This is a genomic window from Streptomyces sp. NBC_01549 (genome assembly GCF_026339955.1).
Taxonomy (GTDB): domain Bacteria; phylum Actinomycetota; class Actinomycetes; order Streptomycetales; family Streptomycetaceae; genus Streptomyces.
Map to the genome: position 1 here is coordinate 1 of NZ_JAPEPW010000005.1, position 15,318 is coordinate 15,318.

The 15,318-nt window shown below is 69.4% G+C and carries 18 protein-coding genes and 2 pseudogenes; 13 read left to right on the forward strand and 7 right to left on the reverse strand.

Features of this window, described 5'->3' with window-relative positions:
* On the reverse strand, window positions 1-576 hold a 576-nt coding region (locus tag OG819_RS54820), incomplete at its 3' end, for a TetR/AcrR family transcriptional regulator (RefSeq protein ID WP_266657500.1).
* A 164-nt stretch (window positions 577-740) separates the two neighbouring features.
* On the opposite strand from OG819_RS54820, the gene OG819_RS54825 reads away from it, so the two are divergent.
* The 6 genes from OG819_RS54825 to OG819_RS54850 all read left to right on the forward strand — a co-directional run bounded on the left by OG819_RS54825 (window position 741) and on the right by OG819_RS54850 (window position 5,542).
* A complete protein-coding gene (locus OG819_RS54825; RefSeq protein WP_266657502.1) occupies window positions 741-1,949 on the forward strand; it encodes a cytochrome P450 in 1,209 nt (402 codons plus the stop codon).
* 44 nt (window positions 1,950-1,993) lie between these two features.
* The gene (locus OG819_RS54830) at window positions 1,994-2,191 is read left to right on the forward strand and encodes a ferredoxin (RefSeq protein WP_266650521.1); all 198 of its coding nucleotides are present in this window, start codon (window positions 1,994-1,996) and stop codon (window positions 2,189-2,191) included.
* Complete coding sequence (locus OG819_RS54835; protein ID WP_266657505.1) at window positions 2,188-3,378, forward strand: FAD-dependent oxidoreductase; 1,191 nt, start codon at window positions 2,188-2,190, stop codon at window positions 3,376-3,378. Before OG819_RS54830 ends, OG819_RS54835 begins: the two co-directional genes overlap by 4 nt.
* Window positions 3,375-4,142 carry an SDR family NAD(P)-dependent oxidoreductase gene (locus OG819_RS54840; RefSeq protein WP_266650517.1) on the forward strand — a complete coding sequence of 256 codons (768 nt, stop codon included), beginning with the start codon at window positions 3,375-3,377 and terminating at the stop codon, window positions 4,140-4,142. The genes OG819_RS54835 and OG819_RS54840 overlap by 4 nt, the downstream gene beginning before the upstream one ends.
* A 128-nt stretch (window positions 4,143-4,270) precedes the next feature.
* Entirely contained in the window at window positions 4,271-4,981 is a 711-nt protein-coding gene (locus tag OG819_RS54845; protein WP_266650515.1) for an SDR family NAD(P)-dependent oxidoreductase, read from the forward strand.
* 96 nt (window positions 4,982-5,077) lie between these two features.
* On the forward strand, window positions 5,078-5,542 hold the full coding sequence (locus tag OG819_RS54850; RefSeq protein WP_266650513.1) for a TetR/AcrR family transcriptional regulator: 465 nt from the start codon (window positions 5,078-5,080) through the stop codon (window positions 5,540-5,542).
* 47 nt (window positions 5,543-5,589) lie between these two features.
* Here OG819_RS54850 and OG819_RS54855 read toward each other — a convergent pair whose 3' ends face one another.
* The 6 genes and pseudogenes from OG819_RS54855 to OG819_RS54880 form a co-directional block, all read right to left on the reverse strand.
* Window positions 5,590-5,724, reverse strand: coding sequence for a hypothetical protein (locus tag OG819_RS54855; RefSeq protein ID WP_266650511.1), 135 nt, complete (start codon window positions 5,722-5,724; stop codon window positions 5,590-5,592).
* A gap of 271 nt (window positions 5,725-5,995) precedes the next feature.
* Window positions 5,996-6,133: pseudogene (locus OG819_RS54860) on the reverse strand (hypothetical protein); the annotation flags it as partial.
* Window positions 6,134-6,169: 36 nt separating this feature from the next.
* Entirely contained in the window at window positions 6,170-7,084 is a 915-nt protein-coding gene (locus OG819_RS54865) for an aldo/keto reductase (RefSeq protein WP_266650509.1), read from the reverse strand.
* A gap of 209 nt (window positions 7,085-7,293) precedes the next feature.
* Window positions 7,294-7,446 (reverse strand): annotated as a pseudogene (locus OG819_RS54870) (short-chain dehydrogenase); the annotation flags it as partial.
* A gap of 177 nt (window positions 7,447-7,623) precedes the next feature.
* Window positions 7,624-8,307, reverse strand: a complete 684-nt coding sequence (locus OG819_RS54875) for an SDR family NAD(P)-dependent oxidoreductase (RefSeq protein ID WP_266650507.1) — start codon at window positions 8,305-8,307, stop codon at window positions 7,624-7,626.
* 120 nt (window positions 8,308-8,427) lie between these two features.
* Complete coding sequence (locus OG819_RS54880) at window positions 8,428-9,081, reverse strand: NAD(P)H-binding protein (RefSeq protein ID WP_266657513.1); 654 nt, start codon at window positions 9,079-9,081, stop codon at window positions 8,428-8,430.
* A 124-nt stretch (window positions 9,082-9,205) separates the two neighbouring features.
* Here OG819_RS54880 and OG819_RS54885 point away from each other — a divergent pair, with 124 nt between their 5' ends.
* The 7 genes from OG819_RS54885 to OG819_RS54915 all read left to right on the forward strand — a co-directional run bounded on the left by OG819_RS54885 (window position 9,206) and on the right by OG819_RS54915 (window position 15,253).
* On the forward strand, window positions 9,206-9,886 hold the full coding sequence (locus tag OG819_RS54885; protein WP_266650501.1) for a TetR/AcrR family transcriptional regulator: 681 nt from the start codon (window positions 9,206-9,208) through the stop codon (window positions 9,884-9,886).
* Between the two features lie 596 nt (window positions 9,887-10,482).
* Window positions 10,483-10,668 (forward strand): hypothetical protein, encoded by a 186-nt coding sequence (locus tag OG819_RS54890; RefSeq protein ID WP_266657515.1) that lies wholly within the window; start codon window positions 10,483-10,485, stop codon window positions 10,666-10,668.
* A 205-nt stretch (window positions 10,669-10,873) separates the two neighbouring features.
* Window positions 10,874-11,392: a hypothetical protein gene (locus tag OG819_RS54895; RefSeq protein ID WP_266657517.1), complete on the forward strand. Its 519-nt coding sequence runs from the start codon at window positions 10,874-10,876 to the stop codon at window positions 11,390-11,392.
* Window positions 11,393-11,644: 252 nt separating this feature from the next.
* On the forward strand, window positions 11,645-12,604 hold the full coding sequence (locus tag OG819_RS54900) for a hypothetical protein (protein WP_266657519.1): 960 nt from the start codon (window positions 11,645-11,647) through the stop codon (window positions 12,602-12,604).
* Window positions 12,601-12,861 carry a hypothetical protein gene (locus OG819_RS54905; protein ID WP_266657521.1) on the forward strand — a complete coding sequence of 87 codons (261 nt, stop codon included), beginning with the start codon at window positions 12,601-12,603 and terminating at the stop codon, window positions 12,859-12,861. The genes OG819_RS54900 and OG819_RS54905 overlap by 4 nt, the downstream gene beginning before the upstream one ends.
* A 201-nt stretch (window positions 12,862-13,062) precedes the next feature.
* Window positions 13,063-14,391: a DNA cytosine methyltransferase gene (locus OG819_RS54910; RefSeq protein ID WP_266657523.1), complete on the forward strand. Its 1,329-nt coding sequence runs from the start codon at window positions 13,063-13,065 to the stop codon at window positions 14,389-14,391.
* A gap of 124 nt (window positions 14,392-14,515) precedes the next feature.
* Window positions 14,516-15,253 carry a hypothetical protein gene (locus OG819_RS54915; protein WP_266657525.1) on the forward strand — a complete coding sequence of 246 codons (738 nt, stop codon included), beginning with the start codon at window positions 14,516-14,518 and terminating at the stop codon, window positions 15,251-15,253.
* The last annotated feature ends 65 nt before the right edge of the window (window positions 15,254-15,318 follow it).

The window sequence follows — 15,318 nt, forward strand, 5'->3', positions numbered from 1 at the left end:
TTCGCTGCCGGCGACGGGGGTCGGCAGGGTGCGCCACAGGACGAGCTGGCCGTGCAGGGCGGTCCACAGGTGGATACCCAGGTCCCGCGCCTCCGCTCGACGGTCGGGGGCCGCTTCGGCGAGGTAGGCGTCAGCCGTCTCGGTCCACGCCTGGAGCACGGTTTCGATGGGATGGTCGGCGGCAGGACGGCGCTCGGACTCGTATTCCAGGCTGAACATCAGCCGGTAGCGGCGGGGCTTGTCGATGGCGAACCTGCGGTAGGCCGTGACGGTGGCCCGCACGCGCGCCCACGGGTCCGCGTCCGCCGTGGCGGCCGACTCGCCGGCCTCGCTCATCACGACGGCCAGTGCGCGGTAGGTGGCTTCGAGGACGGTGGAGACCAGGTCGGCCTTGTCCTTGAAGTGCCGGTAGACGCTGGGCGCGGAGATGCCGACCTCGCGGGCGACCCCGCGCAGGGAGAGCGCGTCCTCGCGTCCCGTCTCCTCCAGGATGCGGGTCGCCGCGTCGAGGATCTCCTGCCGCAGCCGCTCGCCTTCGCCCCGCACGTTGGGCACCCGCTTGACCTGCGACTTCATCGCCTCCTCCTCGCTGCCCGCAGCAGCCTACCGGTCCTCGGTGGGCCCTGCGGCCAACGGCCGGCGCTTCGTCAGGTTCGACTTCGGGACTTCCGATTGATCAGTTAACACTGTTAGTCTATAGTTCGACTAACAGTGTTAACCGACGCTAGAAAGGCTACCGCATGACCTCGTCTCCGACCGTTCCCACGTTCACACTCACCCGCCCGCAGGCCGCGCCCCTGGACCCTCCGCCGCTGTATGCGCAACTGCGTGGGGAACAGCCCGTCACGCGTGTCTCCCTGTGGGAAGGGCGCCTCACGCCGTGGCTGGTGACCCGTTGGGAGGACGCCCGGGCGGTATTGGGCAGCCCGGCGTTCAGCACCGACCAGACGCATCCCGGCGCACCCAACTTCAAGGAAGGCACCCACCAGCCGGGTCCGCGGGGCTTCTTCCAGAACTACGACGACCCCATCCACGCGGCGATGCGGCGCACCCTGACCCGCGAGTTCATGGTCAAGCGCGTCGACGCGCTGCGCCCGGCCATCGCCCGCCTGACCGACGAACTCCTCACCGACCTGACCGTGCTGAGCGGCCCCGCCGACTTCGTGGAGCACTTCGCGCTGCCGCTGCCCTCCCTGGTCATCTGCGAACTGCTCGGCGTCCCCTACGAGGAACACCCGTTCTTCCAGGAGCAGTCGAAGACCCTCGTAGACCTGAACGCCACGGGAGAGGAGTCCGCCCGGGCGTTCGCCAACCTCGGCGAGTATCTGCTGCGCCTCGTGCAGACCAAGCGCGCCACCCCCGGCGACGACGTGGTCACCCGGCTCGCCGCACAGGTGGACGAGGGCGTCATCACCGACCAGGACGCCGCCGACCTGAGCGCCTTCCTGCTGTTCGCCGGGCACGAGACCACCGCGAACATGATCGCGCTGAGCACCATCACCCTCCTCAACCACCCCGACCGGATCCCGCACATCCTCGGCGGACCGGACCAGGTCGCAAGCGCGGTGGAGGAACTGCTGCGCTACCTGTCCATCGTGCACGGCGGACTGCGCCGCACCGCCATCGACGACGTCACCATCGGCGGCGTGACCATCCACGCGGGCGAGGGCGTGATCATTCCCGTCCACGTCGCCAACCGCGACCCGGAGTTCTTCACCAACCCCGACGACCTGGACCTGGAACGCGCCAACGTCCGCCGGCACCTGGCCTTCGGCTACGGCATCCACCAGTGCCTCGGCCAGCCGCTGGCCCGCGCCGAACTTCAGATCGTCCTGCCCGAAGTCTTCCGCCGGCTTCCCAGCCTGAAGATCGCCGTACCGATGGAGGAGATCGCCTTCAAGCAGGCCACCGCCGTCTACGGCGTCCGCGAACTACCCGTCACCTGGTGACCGCAACCACCCGATCCCCCCACCGAGAGCAAGGAAGATACGTCATGCATGTAGAGGTCGACGTTCCCAAGTGCGTCGCGTCGGGCCAGTGCGTACTGCTCGCCCCCGACGTCTTCGACCAGCGCGACGAGGACGGCATAGTCGTCCTCCTTGACGACACCCCACCGGCCGAACTCCACGACGCCGTCCGCGAATCCGCCACCGTCTGCCCCGCGGCCGCCATCCGCCTGGTGGAGCCGTGAGCCCGGCCTCGGCCGGCCGCGTGGTCATCGTCGGCGCCTCCGCGGCCGGCCTCGCCGCCGCCGAAACCCTCCGCCGAGAGGGCCACACCGGCCCCCTCACCCTCATCGGCGACGAACCCGCCGCCCCCTACGACCGCCCACCCCTGTCGAAGGAGATCCTCTCCGGCGCCTGGCCCGCGGACCGACTGCCTCTGCGCACCGAGGCCACCCTCGACGCCCTCGGCCTGGACGCCCGCTACGGCCGCGAGGCCATCGGCGTGAATGTCGCAGCGGGCACCGTGCTGCTGGCCGACGGTACGGAGGTACCGTACGACGGACTGATCGTGGCCACCGGAGTCCGCCCCCGACGCCTGCCCGGCACACCAGCCCACGTCCTGCGCACCCTGGACGACGCCCTCGCCCTGAAGGACCGCCTCGGCCCCGGCCGCACACTGGCCGTGGTCGGCGCCGGATTCCTCGGCGCCGAGGCCGCGTCGGTGGCGGCCGGCCTGGGCACCCAGGTGACCCTCCTGGAACCCGCGCCCGTCCCGCTGGCCCACGCGGTCGGTGAGGACGTCGGCCGCATGCTCGCGCAGGTCCACCTCGACCACGGCGTGGACCTGCGCACCGGGACCGGGGTCAGCGAGGTCGTCCCCGGCGGCGTCCGCCTCGACGACGGCAGCGTGGTCGAGGCCGACACGGTGTTGGTGGCCGTCGGCTCCCGGCCCAACACCGAATGGCTGACCGGCAGCGGCCTCACCCTCGAAGACGGGCTGGTCTGCGACGAGTTCTGCGCCGCCGCACCCGGCGTGTACGGCGCGGGTGACGTGGCCCGTTGGCACAACCCGATCTTCGACACCTCGATGCGCATCGAGCACCGCACCAACGCCGCCGAGCAGGGCATGGCCGCCGCCCGCAACCTCCTGGGCGCCCAGCGGCCGTTCGCGCCCGTTCCCTACTTCTGGTCCGACCAGTACGACATGAAGATCCGCGCCTACGGCTACCTGCGCGGCCACGACGAGCTGCGGATCGCCGAAGGCAGCTTGGAAGAACGCAAGTTCACCGCCGTCTACCGCACCGGCGACCGGCTCACCGGCGTCCTGGCCGTCGGCGTACCGCCCAGGAGCATCCGCCCCTGGCAGCAGGCTATCGCCGCCCGCAGCCCCTGGCACCAGGCGACATCCCTCCTGGAAGGAACGGCAGCATGAGTGACACCACCGACTTCGAAGGGCGGGGCGTCGTCGTCACCGGCGCCGGGTCCGGCATCGGACGTGCCGCCGCGCTGCGGTTTGCGAGCCTGGGAGCCAAAGTTCTCGTCGCGGACATCAATCCGGTCGGCGCCCATGCCGTCGCCAAGGAGATAGAGGCGAACGGCGGCACCGCCCGCACGGTCGTCGGCGACCTCAGCGACCAGGCCACGGTCGACGAGGTCGTCACCACCGCGGTCGAGTCCTTCGGCAACCTCGGCGTGCTCGTCAACAACGCCGGGATCATGGACCGCATGACCGCCACCGCCGACGTGAGCGACGCGGAATGGGATCGGGTCATCCGCATCAACCTGACCGCCCCGTTCCTACTCACCCGCGCCGCCCTGCCCCACATGCTGGCCCGTGGCAACGGCGCCATCGTCAACACGGCCTCGGAGGCGGGTCTACGCGGCAGCGCCGCCGGCACCGCGTACACCGTCTCCAAGCACGGGATCATCGGCCTGACGAAGTCGACCGCGGTCATGTACCGGGACCGTGGCATCCGCGTCAACGCCATCGCCCCCGGCGGCACCCAGACCCACATCACCGACACCGTGACGTTCGATGGCTACGGCGCCTCGATCGTAGGCCGCTACCAGGAGAACCTGGGCCGAACAGCCGCGGCGGACGAAGTCGCCGCGGCCATCGTGTTCCTCGCCTCCGCCGCGGCGAGCAACATCAGTGGCGCCGTGCTCCCCGTCGACGACGGCTGGTCGGCCGTCTGACCCAGCCACCCTTTTTGAGGAATCACCAAACATTTCAGTCACTCACCCCATTTACGGGAGTCATCATGACGACCAGTCAATCCCCATCCCACGCGACACCGCGGCGGCTCGAAGGGCACACCGCGGTGGTGACCGGCTCCGGACGGGGCATCGGGCTCGCGGTCGCGACCCGCCTTGCCCAGGAGGGTGCCGCCGTCGCTCTCGTGGATCTGAAGGAGCCGGACGAGGCGGTGGAAGCGTTGCGGGCCACCGGCGCGACCGTCTCCGGGTACACCGCCGACGTATCCGATCCCGGATCGGTCAAGGCGCTCGTGGCACCGATCACCGAAACGCTCGGCGCGCCGGACATCCTGGTGAACAACGCGGGGATCTACCCGTTCCTGAAGCTGGAAGAGACCACGATCGAGGACTGGCGGCGCGTGTTCGCCATCAACCTCGAGTCGGTTCTGCTTACGTCGCAAGCATTCCTGCCGGGCATGAAGCAGCGCGGCTGGGGTCGCATCGTCAACGTCACCTCGAACTCGATTGCACTGCAGGTCCCCGACGCGGCGCATTACACGAGTTCCAAGATGGCCGTGATCGGCTTGACCCGCGGCCTGGCCACCGAACTCGCTCCCTACGGGATCACGGCCAACGCGATCGCACCGTCGCTCACCCGGACTCCCGGGATGAGCTTCGCGCCCGACGACCTCATGCAGGCGGCCGCGAACCAGCAGACGATCAAGCGCGTCGGCGAACCCGAGGACGTGGTGGGTGCTGTCGCGTTCCTCGCTTCATCGGACGCCGGCTTCGTCACCGCTCAGACGCTCTACGTCGACGGCGGCTTGGTGCGCACTTGAACTTCCTTACGACCACGAGAAAACAACGACGGCACAGGAGTTCTCCAGCCACCTGTTCATCCAGCTGATGCACGCCGGCCGGTTCGGTCACGCCGGATGGAGTCCATCTGCTCGGCGGGGACCCTGGCGCACGGCCCCCGGCCGGCGATGCGGCCTGGTCCGGACCTGGTCACAGCCGTGGTCGCCACCTCGTTCGAAACACTCGCCGACGACGCCGAAGAGTGCCTGCAACGCGAGAGCCAGGGTTCACCCGCCATGGCGGAGCTCACCGGCTTCCTCAGCCGCGTGATGGACACCGTCGCCCACAACCGCGCCGTCAAAGCAGCCGCGTACGCGCTCGGCGCCGACCACGCAGCCCACCCCGCCATGCAGGAGGTGGATACCCGCGTCACCCAGGCCCTCGGCCGGCTCATCCGCACCGCACAAGCCCAGGGCGGTCTGCGCGCCGACTTCACCCTCGACGACCTGTACCTGATGCTCTCCACCCTCCCCACCGACCAGCCACCCACCGCCCGCGCCCGATGGCTCGCCCTCCTGCTCACCGGGCTCACCGCCCGCTGACCGACCGCGGGGGTACGCCACCGTCGCGGCCACCGCCGGAACGCCCTCTACGACCGCCTCGCCTGCCGACAGAAGGCGTACCGGGCCCGCCGACGGGCCGCCGAGCGGGCGACGACCTCCACATCGCGCTCCAGCGCACGTGAGAGTTCGACGATGCGCGGGTGCGGCACCTCTTCCGGCATGTGGCGACGATGGCACACACGCCGTTCGTGACCCCGGGCTCCGCGCCACGACGCCCGCGCACCGACAGCGGCGGACCACGAGGCCAAGACGCGTACGCCAGGTGCACCATTGCGAACCGGGAGCAATCAGGTAAGAAACGATCAACGTGCCTGAGAGAGAGGGCCTCTGACCGCATTACCTGTCGACCGACAGTCTCTCCCAGGCGCGGAAAAACTGAGCGGACAACGCTCCCTGGGGACCGAACGCGAAGGGGCCGCCCAGGGAGTCACTCACGCCGAAATCTCGTGCCTCGTAAGACGCGGGCGACACCACGCCGCGCTTGGTCGGGCGGTCCCCACCGACCACGACTGGCTTCCCGCGTAGCTCCGGGTGACGCAGTTGCTCGACGGCGGCGAGGAACTGGTCCATGTCCACGCAGCACCCACTCGCTCACACCGGCAAGTCTTACCCCATCGGGAGGCGCTTCTTGGCTTCCTCGTAGAGGTCGGACGGTAGCGGGCCCTTTTCCGCGGTGGCGATGTTGCCCGCCAGGTGGGCCGGGTTCGCGGTGCCGACGATCGTGCTGGACAGGCCGGGGTGGCTGAGCGTGAAGCGGAGGATGAACTCCTGCTTGTCGATGCCTGCCTGGTCGATGAGGTCCTCGATGCCCGACGTCTCCCAGTTGCGCTGGCCGACACCCGGCTGCTGGGCGAGCGGACCGACGGTCCAGTTCTTCTCCTGCGACGCCGCGCCGCGGGCGGCCCCGCCGCGGATGAGCGTGCCGATGCCCTTGTCCGCCGCCTCGGTAATGAGGTTCTCGTGATCGCGTTGCACGGCCGAGTAAGGGATCTGGAAAGCGTCGAAGACGTTCATCGCGAGGTGGTCGGGCAGGTTGGGCAGGACGCCCGACATGCCGATGAAGCGGACCTTGCCCTCGGCCTGTAGTTCCTTGAGCATCTCGACGGTGCGGTTCTCTTCGAGCGTGGCCCTGCTCGGTGACATGTGCACCTGGACCAGGTCGAGGCGATCGGTCCGGAGCCGGCGCAGCGACTGCTCGACGTCGGCGCGGACGTTCGCCTGGCTGTAGTCGTGCGGGTAGGGCGGCGGCGTGTCGGCGGGCGGCTCGATCGGGCAGCCGCACTTGGAGGCGAGAAAGAACTCGTCCCTGCGGTGGGCGAGGTGCGTGCCGATGAGCTCTTCGCTGCGGCCGTAGTCGGGCGAGGTGTCGATCAGGTTGATGCCGCCGTCGAGGACCGCGTTGAGCAGCCGGCCGGCGTCCTCGTCGGTCAGCTCTGGCCCCCTGCGCAGCCCGCCCAGTTCCATAGCGCCGTAGCCGAGGATGGCCACGTCCGTGTCGGTGTGCCCGAGGGCACGTGTCATGATCGCCATTGGTAGTTAGGGGCGCGGTGTCCGCAAGGACCCGTTTCCCTGTCCCCTTTTCAATCCGTGCGTGCGGTTTCCCGCACACGGCTTACCGATGATCTTCTTGACATGGTTACGCCGTCCTCGGGTAGCGGACAGTGCCGCGAAGCCGATGCAGGCCATGCCCGTTGAACCACTCCTCAGTCCACGCCCGAGTCTGACCCGCCCACGGGGAGAAGCACCCGCAGGGCGGGCGGCGAGTTGCGCGCCAGCTCGGTGTCGGCCACACCTGGGTGCGCGGCCACGGCGATCGTCGAGCCGTGTCGCATGAGCCGGCGCTGTAGTTCGTAGGTGAACAGCAGGTTCGCCAGCTTGGACTGGAACGCGGTGAGGGGCGACGCCGGCGGCAAGGGCAAGGCGCAGATCGGCGTCGGGATCCAGTCCGGTGCGTCGGGCGGCGAGAACTCCGCGTCAAGGGCGGAAGTGGTCACCGCCGGCCGCATGATGAGGCTGGCGCGCTGCGCCCCGCCAAGGGCGTAAGGCTCAACCACGTGTGCTCAGGACACGGGTTGGTCACTGGGGAAGAAGACCTTCTCGACCTGGTCGTGTTGGGTGTGCAGCTCCCAGTACAGCGGCGCGATCTCTTCCGGTGCGGTGGCGCCCGGCTGGCGGCCGATCCACGCACCGATCGCTATGTGGCCGACCTGTACTCCTCGGGGAGCGGCGGCGGCGTGCAGACCGTGGGCCCAGTTGCGCAGCCACGCCGCGGCAGGGGCGACGTTGCCGAACATGTCGTGACCGAGCTCCGGGCGCACGGACGAGGCACCGGTGGTGAACAGGATCGTGCCCGAGCCTCGGGCGAGCATCTCCGGAAGCACCTGATTGACCGCCGCCACCGCACCGTGCACGTAAAAGTCGAGCTGAATCTGCACGTTGTCATGAGTCAGCTCGGTGGAGGAAGCCGACGGCAGCGCCGGGTTGGCCGGCGAGTACTCGAAGACGTCGATCTGCCCGAACCGCTGCTTGACCGCCGCGAGGCCGGAGACGATCGATGGCCGATCGAGTACGTCAGCGGCGAAGGCCGCCGCTTCGATGCCCTGGTCGGTCAGTTCGGCCACGACCGGGTCCAGCTTGGCCGGAGTACGCGACAACAGCGCGACCTGGTGGCCTTCCTTGCCGAAGGTCTGGGCGATGGCGAGCCCCATTCCGGGACCGGCACCCATGATGGCGATGGTAGGCATGACTTCTCCTTCGATGAGAACAGCGTTGTCGACAGCGGGATTCCGCGTGCCGCTTGAGTTGGTGAGGCGGAAGAGGGGCCGCCGCGGACAACTGCGCGGCGGCGGCGTGCAGGGCCGGTGTCAGTTGCTGATCCGCAGCTCCTGCTGCGCGTATCGCGGGTCATCGGCCTGAGTGAGCATGAACTCCGCGAGGTCGGCCCGGGAGATGCGCGAGCCGACCCGGTCCCCGGATCCGGTCGCGGTGCGCACCTTGACACTTCCCGATCGGGGCGTGTCGTTGGGTGCGGTGACGGCCACGATGGTCCAGTCGCGATCCGAGCCGCGAATGGCCTCGCCCACCGCGGCTGTCTCGTTGACCATGGGGCGGGTGGCGGGCAGCAGTCTGAGCAGAGCGAAGCTCGCGCTGCGCAACGCGCGCAGCAGGGGGTTGCGGGGAATCAAGATGCTCGGCCCCCAGCTGTAGACGAGCCTGCGGACGCCGTGTGTGCGCATCGCGGCCAGGATGGTGCCCGTTCCCGACGCGAGGGGCAGGTCCCGGGGCCCGCCGAGGATCGTGGGGCTCAGGGCGGCGAGGACGGCGTCGGCGCCGCGGACGGCGTCCTCAACGGCCACCTCGTCGGTCAGTTCGCCCTGCGCGATCCGCAACCGTTCGTGGCGCAGCGTGAGCTTCGCCGGATTTCGGATCAACGCCACCACGTCGTGTCCGGCGGCGAGTGCCTGCTCGGCCAGGTGCGTGCCGGTGCGCCCGCTGGCGCCGGAGATGGTCAGTTTCATCAAGTCTCCCGAGCCTGGTCCGAGCCGAATCGCGGCACAGCCGCACAACACGAGGGGTGCCTCACTTTCGACGTCAGCGTAACACAGAAGTCGAGGTACCCCTCACGTTGATAGGCTGTGGAGCATGCCCCCTGAACGCGCACCAGCCGCGACCACGGCCTCCGCGCCCGCCCGGCCGCTGCGTCGGGATGCCCAGCGCAACCGCGACTCGCTGCTGGCCGCAGCCCGGGCCATGTTCGCCGAGCACGGGATGCAGGCGTCGCTGGAGCAAGTCGCCAAGCGCGCCGGGGTGGCCATCGGCACCCTCTACAAACACTTCCCCACCCGGCTCGACCTGGTGCAGGAGGTCTTCGCCGGCAAGCTCGCGATCTGGGTCGCCGCGGCCGAGCAGGCCCTGACCATGGACGACGCGTGGGAAGGGCTGTGCCTCTTCCTGGAAACCATGTGCGAACTCCAGACCCGCGACCGGGGCTTCAACGACTTCGCCTCGATCCGGCTGCCGGAGAACGCCTGCCTGGCCGGCCAGCAGACCAGGATCCATGACCTCGGCGTGCGCATCGTCGAACGGGCGCGAGAGCAGGGCAGCCTACGACCCGACCTGGCGCCCGAGGACCTCGCCTTCATCATCTGGTCCCACAGCCGGATCATCGAGGCGACCGACGGGATCGCCCCGCACGCCTGGCGCCGCCACCTGCACCTGATGCTCGACGGCTTCCGCGCCGAGCACGCCCACCCACTCCCCGAACCGCCCCTGACCCCCCAACAGCTCTACCGCGCCATGCTCCGCCTCGGCGGCGCCGACTGATTACCCGGACCTCCGAGCTGGTCACCGTCATGCAGGACGAGTGCGTTCCCGATCCGACCTTCTGGCCACCACCAACGCGCAGCCTTTACCCGGCCATGCTGCGATCCACCGCGCCTCGGTAGGGCCCCTGCTCAGCCATAACATCATGCGAGCGACCGTGGGGAGCGACGACGGGATCGCGACATCGGTGGTCTCCGGTCGTAGTTGAACACCCGCCACGCCAGCGCATCCACGACCGAGAGCAACTGCCGGTCGACCCGCTCACAGACATCCGCCTCCAGCTCCCACATCTCAGGGTTGGCCGGTAGATCGGCGGACCTCAGCTAGAACACCGGACTCCCATCCGTAGATCATCCAGGTCCGGTTGATGCCCTACCAAGGCTCGGGTAGGTGCCGAAGGCGTGCACCGTCGTGACTTCCCCGTGCTCACCCAGGATCAAGGGCGTCAGTATCTCCGAGCAACCACCTCAAGGCGGGTGTGACCTCGATCTGGGCGCGGCGGCGCAGGTGATCGACCGCACGGTTCGATCTTCACGGGCACGACGATCGCAGCGGGATCAGCATCGGCTGCGCCGGAAACCGCGGACACACCGCAGTTGCCGCGTTCGCCTCGACCATCTCAGCGGCTCCGCGTTCCAGTTCCTGGCCGCCGTCCAAGCCCCGGCGGCAACACCATCGCCAGCGCACTCGCCAGCCTGCCCAACACCTACACCCTCGCAGCCTCACCAGCCGTCGCGATCGGCTACGTCGCCGCCTGCATGGCCGCCGCCCTGATCGGCTGACTGGACGGCACGCCCTCAGAAAGCCACTGGCAGGCATCCGGCCAACTATGATCCCTAACACACAAGCCGGGCCAGAAATGAGACAAATGGCTGTCCAATACGGACCAGACGTCACTCGACGCTATACCGTCCGAACAGGACACCGACCTATCTAGACACGGCGACTGCGGACAGAAACGGACGTTTTCCGGTGTCGATGGGCGCCATGGACGCGCACCTGGAACGGATGCGCCGGCACCCCGACATCGCCGGACGGGTGCTGCGCCTGGAGTACACGTCGGTCAGCCTCAACCCGAAGGCGAGGCTGTTCGGCCGGCGCAGTCTGCTGGAGCAGTTCGACCCTGGCCGGGCCGCGGACCGGCCCGTCCTCGCCGCGTTCGAGGAGGAGCTCGCCTGCCCGTGGGCGCTGTACCACGTGCGGCGGATCCTGCCCGTGGCGAAGGCGGACCCGACTCGGCGCGGGCGGGCGATGCGCTCGGTGGAGCGGGTCGACGTGGGCCGGGCGTCCGCTCTCGGCCGGAGGCTGCGGAGCGTCTCGGAGCGGCACGGCGTCCCGGTCGAGGTCGATGAGCGCTACGGGCGGGTGCGGGCGTGGGTCGAGCGGCGTGGGCCGGCGCTGCCGACCGTGGAGGAATTGATGGTCACCGCCCCGTTCCAGGTCCGGGACAAGAAGGTGCCGCATTTCGAACGGGAGTGGGCCGCGCACCGCCGCAGCCGGCCGTGACGCGCTCTGGGGGTTAGTGAGATTGACAGCCACCCACCAAGAGCGCCATATTGATTACGCGAAACTAGCGGTAAAAATGGTGGGCGGCGGAAGGCACCCTCTCGCGAGGGTGTCGGCCCAGGGCGGCAACCCCGACCGAACGTCCCGCCGACCACCTTCACCAACTCGACTCGCCCGCCGGCGCGTGAGCGCCGGAGGAACAAAGAGGAGCAGGCCCTCAGTATAGGGCCGCGATCCGAACCGGAGAGTGCAATGTCCAAGGCCCTGAACCCGCAGCGCCGCGTCGTCGGCGGCCGCGCGGTGGTCAACCGCGACTGGATCCGCGAGTTCACCGGCGCCAGCGTCGGCACTGCGGCCCGCTGGTACAAGGTGCGCCTCGAGCAGCCCAAGGAGCACCGCCATCCGGAGAAGGAGCGCATCGACGGGACCGACTTCTACGACGAGGAGCAGTTCCGCGACTTCTACACGTGGTTCCAGCAGGAGAAGGCGAGCAAGGTCCTCAAGGCCGACCCCGAGCTATACCAGGCCGACCCGGAGGACGTCGTCTCCATCAACACGGCCGCCAAGTGGCTGGGCTTCAACGGAGCGTCGGCAATCCGCAAGTACCTCAAGGACAACCCCGACTACTTCCCGAAGCCCCTCGCCGAGCCGGTCGAGGGCCCGACCGGCCGCATGATCCCCGGCTTCCGTGTCGGCGACCTGCAGGACTTCGACCGCAAGCGCACCGGAGACAAGCTCGGCAAGGCCGGCCGCCGTCCCGGGCCCCAGGCCGACGCGGCCGTCGGCCGGCCCTCCGCCCTCGAGGATGCCCTCGCGGCCGAGCTGAGCGCCCACACCGGCGGCGAGCCGCTCACCGCCACGCAGCTCGCCGAGCAGTACGCCACCGAGGCGATCGACCGCGACGGCTACCACCCGGGGCTGGCCGCGGAGCTCAGCGTGCAGCACGGCGGGCCGCAGAGGTCCTGGGAGTACGTCGTACGCACCGCCCTTGAGCACCGCCCCGCGGCCGCGCCAGCCCGCTCGGAAGCCGACCGGCGGGCGGCCGTCGCCCTGGCCGCCCTGCGCGAACGCGGCGACATCCGGGGACTCGCCGCCTCCCTCGCCCGCGAGCACGGAGGCAGCCCCGACGTCTGGTCACGCGCGGTGAACGCGGCCCGCGGGATCGCCGGCTCGACCACTGATCACCCCACACCGAAGGACGAGTCCCGATGACCAGCTACCAGCTCCGCGACACCACCACCCGCCAGCTCCTCGCCCGCGACCTGGCCGACTACGCCGCGACCGAGGCCGCGGCGGACCGCCTCGACGACGAACTGGAACACGCCCTTGCGGCCAACGGCGAAGGCGCCGGCCGCATCCGGCTGCGCCTGGACGTCGAGCGGGTCACCGACGGCGTCACCGAGACTGTCGGCCACCACATCCTGCTCCTCGGCGTGGACGACGTGCCCGACCTGCTGCCCGCCGTGTGATCGCCGCGCGCGAAACACGTACCACCGACTACCGCGCTTGGAGTGCAGCTGTGGCCCCCGGCCTACCGGGGGCCACAGCTGTGAGTAGGGTTGCCAAGACCCAAGGAAGAGCGTATAATTGATTTTAAGTTTCAGGCGGCATCCGGGCGCGGCAACGCCCGGCTGGCGGCCTCACCAACTCCACTCGCGAAGGAGTCACTCGTGCTGCGGTTCGCTCCGGTACTTTCGTCCCTCGAACTGGCCCGCCTCAAAGCCTCCCTGGGGCCCATCCCGTTCATCGACCTCTTCTGCGGCTGTGGAGGCAGCAGTTGCGGCTTGGAAGAGGCCGGCTACGTGCTTGAACTGGCGATCAACCACGACCCCGTGTCCGTATGGACGCACCGCACCAACCACCCGCACGCCGAGCACAAGTGCGAGGACATCCACAGGTACGACAAGCGCAACCTGCCGCGCACCCGCGTGGTCTGGGCCTCCATCCTTTGCACCGAGGCCAGTCCCGCCGGCGGGAAGAAGCGCACCCGTGGCCAGACCCGCCTCAGCCTCACCGGCAAGGATGAAGGCGCCAAGGAAGCCACCTTCGTGCAGACCCGGGCCTCTGCGCTGGACGTCCTCGCCGTCACCGACCTCCACCGGCCCGATGCCGTCCTGATCGAAAACGTCACCGAGTTCGCCACCGACTGGGAACTGTTCGACTGGTGGCTGCGCGGCATGGAACTGCTCGGCTACAACGTGCAGATCGTCAACGCGTCGTCGGCCCACCTGGGTGGTGGGGACAACCTGCTGCCGCCCCAGCTGCGCGACCGCATCTACATCGTCTTCACCCGCAAGGGCCTGCCCCTGCCGGACGTGCGGGTACGGCCGGAGGCCATGTGCCCGGAATGCGGGCCGGTGCTGGCCAACCAGGTGTGGAAGAACCCGAAAGCACGCCGCATCGGCAAGTGGGGCGTCGAGTACACCTTCCGCTGCCCCAACCGGGCGTGCGGCCACCTGGAGCTGACGCCGCTGACCCGCCCGGTCGGCGACATCATCAACTGGGGTCTGCCCGGCCAACGCGTGGGCGACGGCCGGCCCAACTTCAAAAAGTTCAAGCCCTACGCGGCCGCGACCCGGGCCCGGATCGCGGTAGGCCTGGAGCGGTTCGGCACTGACCCGTACATCGTGATGCTCCGAAACCACGGCACCGCCCTGCCGATCAGCGGCCCGGTGCCCGCGCTGGCCGCGCAGGGCCGCCACCACGCGCTTATCGTCCCGATCGGCCGCAAGGGCGCCCCGCGCACCACCGCCGAGCCGCTGACCACGGTGGCGTGCAAGCCGCACCACTCGCTGGTCATCCCGGCCCCGACGGTGGACGACTGCACGCTGCGGATGCTGGAGGTGGAGGAGCTCAAGCTGGTCCAGCGCTTCCACGAAGAGTTCATCATCCAGGGCAACCAGACCGAGGCGATCCTGCAGATCGGCAACGCGGTCAGCGTCAACGCCGCGCGCTGGCTGGGCGAGCGGCTGCTCCCCAGCCTGGCCCTGGCCGCCTGACCGCCCCTCACCCGCGGCGGTCCGGGACCCTCCCGGTCCCTGACCGCCGCACCCCCTGTCGGCCCGGTGCGGCAACGCCTGGCTGACGGATTCCACCGACTCGCCTCACCAGGGAGCTCCGTTCATGTCTAAGCAGACGGGCCGCGGCCGCCGAGCCTTCACTGTCCGGCGTCACGTCGTCCAATTCAGTGGCGGCATCGGATCCTTCGCCGTCGCGGTATGGGTCGCCCGGAAGTACGGCACCCGCAACCTCACCCTCCTGATCGCCGACACGGGCATCGAGGACGACGACCTGTGGAGGTTCGCCGAAGACACCAGCCAGCTTCTCGGTGTGCCGCTGACGAAGGTCGCCGATGGTCGCACCCCGTGGGAGGTTTTCCGCGACGTCCGGTTCCTCGGCAACGACCGGCTGGCTCCCTGCACGCGCCTGCTCAAGCAGGTGCCCTGCCGGGAATGGATGGAGCAGCACGCCGACCCCGCCGACACGCTGGTGTACGTAGGGATCGAGAACAATCGGCGCGATCGGGCCCGGATCCCGGCGATCGCCCGAAACTGGAAGCCCTGGGTCACACGCTTCCCGCTGTGCGGGAAGTGGGAGCCGGCCCGGACCAAGGAGCAACTCCTGGACGAGGCCCGGGCCCTGGGCGTCGCACCTCCCCGCCTGTACGGGCTCGGCTTCGGCCACAACAACTGTGGAGGCCGTGCGTTCGCGCGGGCCAGCGCCAGTGGAAGCACTTGCTGGAGGTCCTGCCCGAGCGGTACGCGTACGCCCAGGAGCGGGAGGAGGAACTGCGGCAGCTGCTCGGCGACGTCAGCATCCTCCGTGATCGCCGAGGCGGCGAGTGCCGGGCCCTCCCGCTGAGGCTGCTGCGCGAGCGATAGGCGGTGCTCAGCGCGATGCCCCAGGCTGATGGCCTGGGGCATCGG

What these genes read in the sequence shown, in the direction of transcription:
- OG819_RS54840 (WP_266650517.1), top strand. Translation starts at nt 3,375, where the DNA reads ATGAGTGACACCACCGACTTCGAAGGGCGGGGCGTCGTCGTCACCGGC.
- OG819_RS54850 (WP_266650513.1), top strand. Translation starts at nt 5,078, where the DNA reads ATGGAGTCCATCTGCTCGGCGGGGACCCTGGCGCACGGCCCCCGGCCG.
- OG819_RS54865 (WP_266650509.1), bottom strand. Translation starts at nt 7,084, where the DNA reads ATGACACGTGCCCTCGGGCACACCGACACGGACGTGGCCATCCTCGGC.
- OG819_RS54895 (WP_266657517.1), top strand. Translation starts at nt 10,874, where the DNA reads ATGGACGCGCACCTGGAACGGATGCGCCGGCACCCCGACATCGCCGGA.
- OG819_RS54825 (WP_266657502.1), top strand. Translation starts at nt 741, where the DNA reads ATGACCTCGTCTCCGACCGTTCCCACGTTCACACTCACCCGCCCGCAG.
- OG819_RS54900 (WP_266657519.1), top strand. Translation starts at nt 11,645, where the DNA reads ATGTCCAAGGCCCTGAACCCGCAGCGCCGCGTCGTCGGCGGCCGCGCG.
- OG819_RS54875 (WP_266650507.1), bottom strand. Translation starts at nt 8,307, where the DNA reads ATGCCTACCATCGCCATCATGGGTGCCGGTCCCGGAATGGGGCTCGCC.
- OG819_RS54855 (WP_266650511.1), bottom strand. Translation starts at nt 5,724, where the DNA reads ATGCCGGAAGAGGTGCCGCACCCGCGCATCGTCGAACTCTCACGTGCG.
- OG819_RS54880 (WP_266657513.1), bottom strand. Translation starts at nt 9,081, where the DNA reads ATGAAACTGACCATCTCCGGCGCCAGCGGGCGCACCGGCACGCACCTG.
- OG819_RS54905 (WP_266657521.1), top strand. Translation starts at nt 12,601, where the DNA reads ATGACCAGCTACCAGCTCCGCGACACCACCACCCGCCAGCTCCTCGCC.
- OG819_RS54885 (WP_266650501.1), top strand. Translation starts at nt 9,206, where the DNA reads ATGCCCCCTGAACGCGCACCAGCCGCGACCACGGCCTCCGCGCCCGCC.
- OG819_RS54830 (WP_266650521.1), top strand. Translation starts at nt 1,994, where the DNA reads ATGCATGTAGAGGTCGACGTTCCCAAGTGCGTCGCGTCGGGCCAGTGC.
- OG819_RS54915 (WP_266657525.1), top strand. Translation starts at nt 14,516, where the DNA reads ATGTCTAAGCAGACGGGCCGCGGCCGCCGAGCCTTCACTGTCCGGCGT.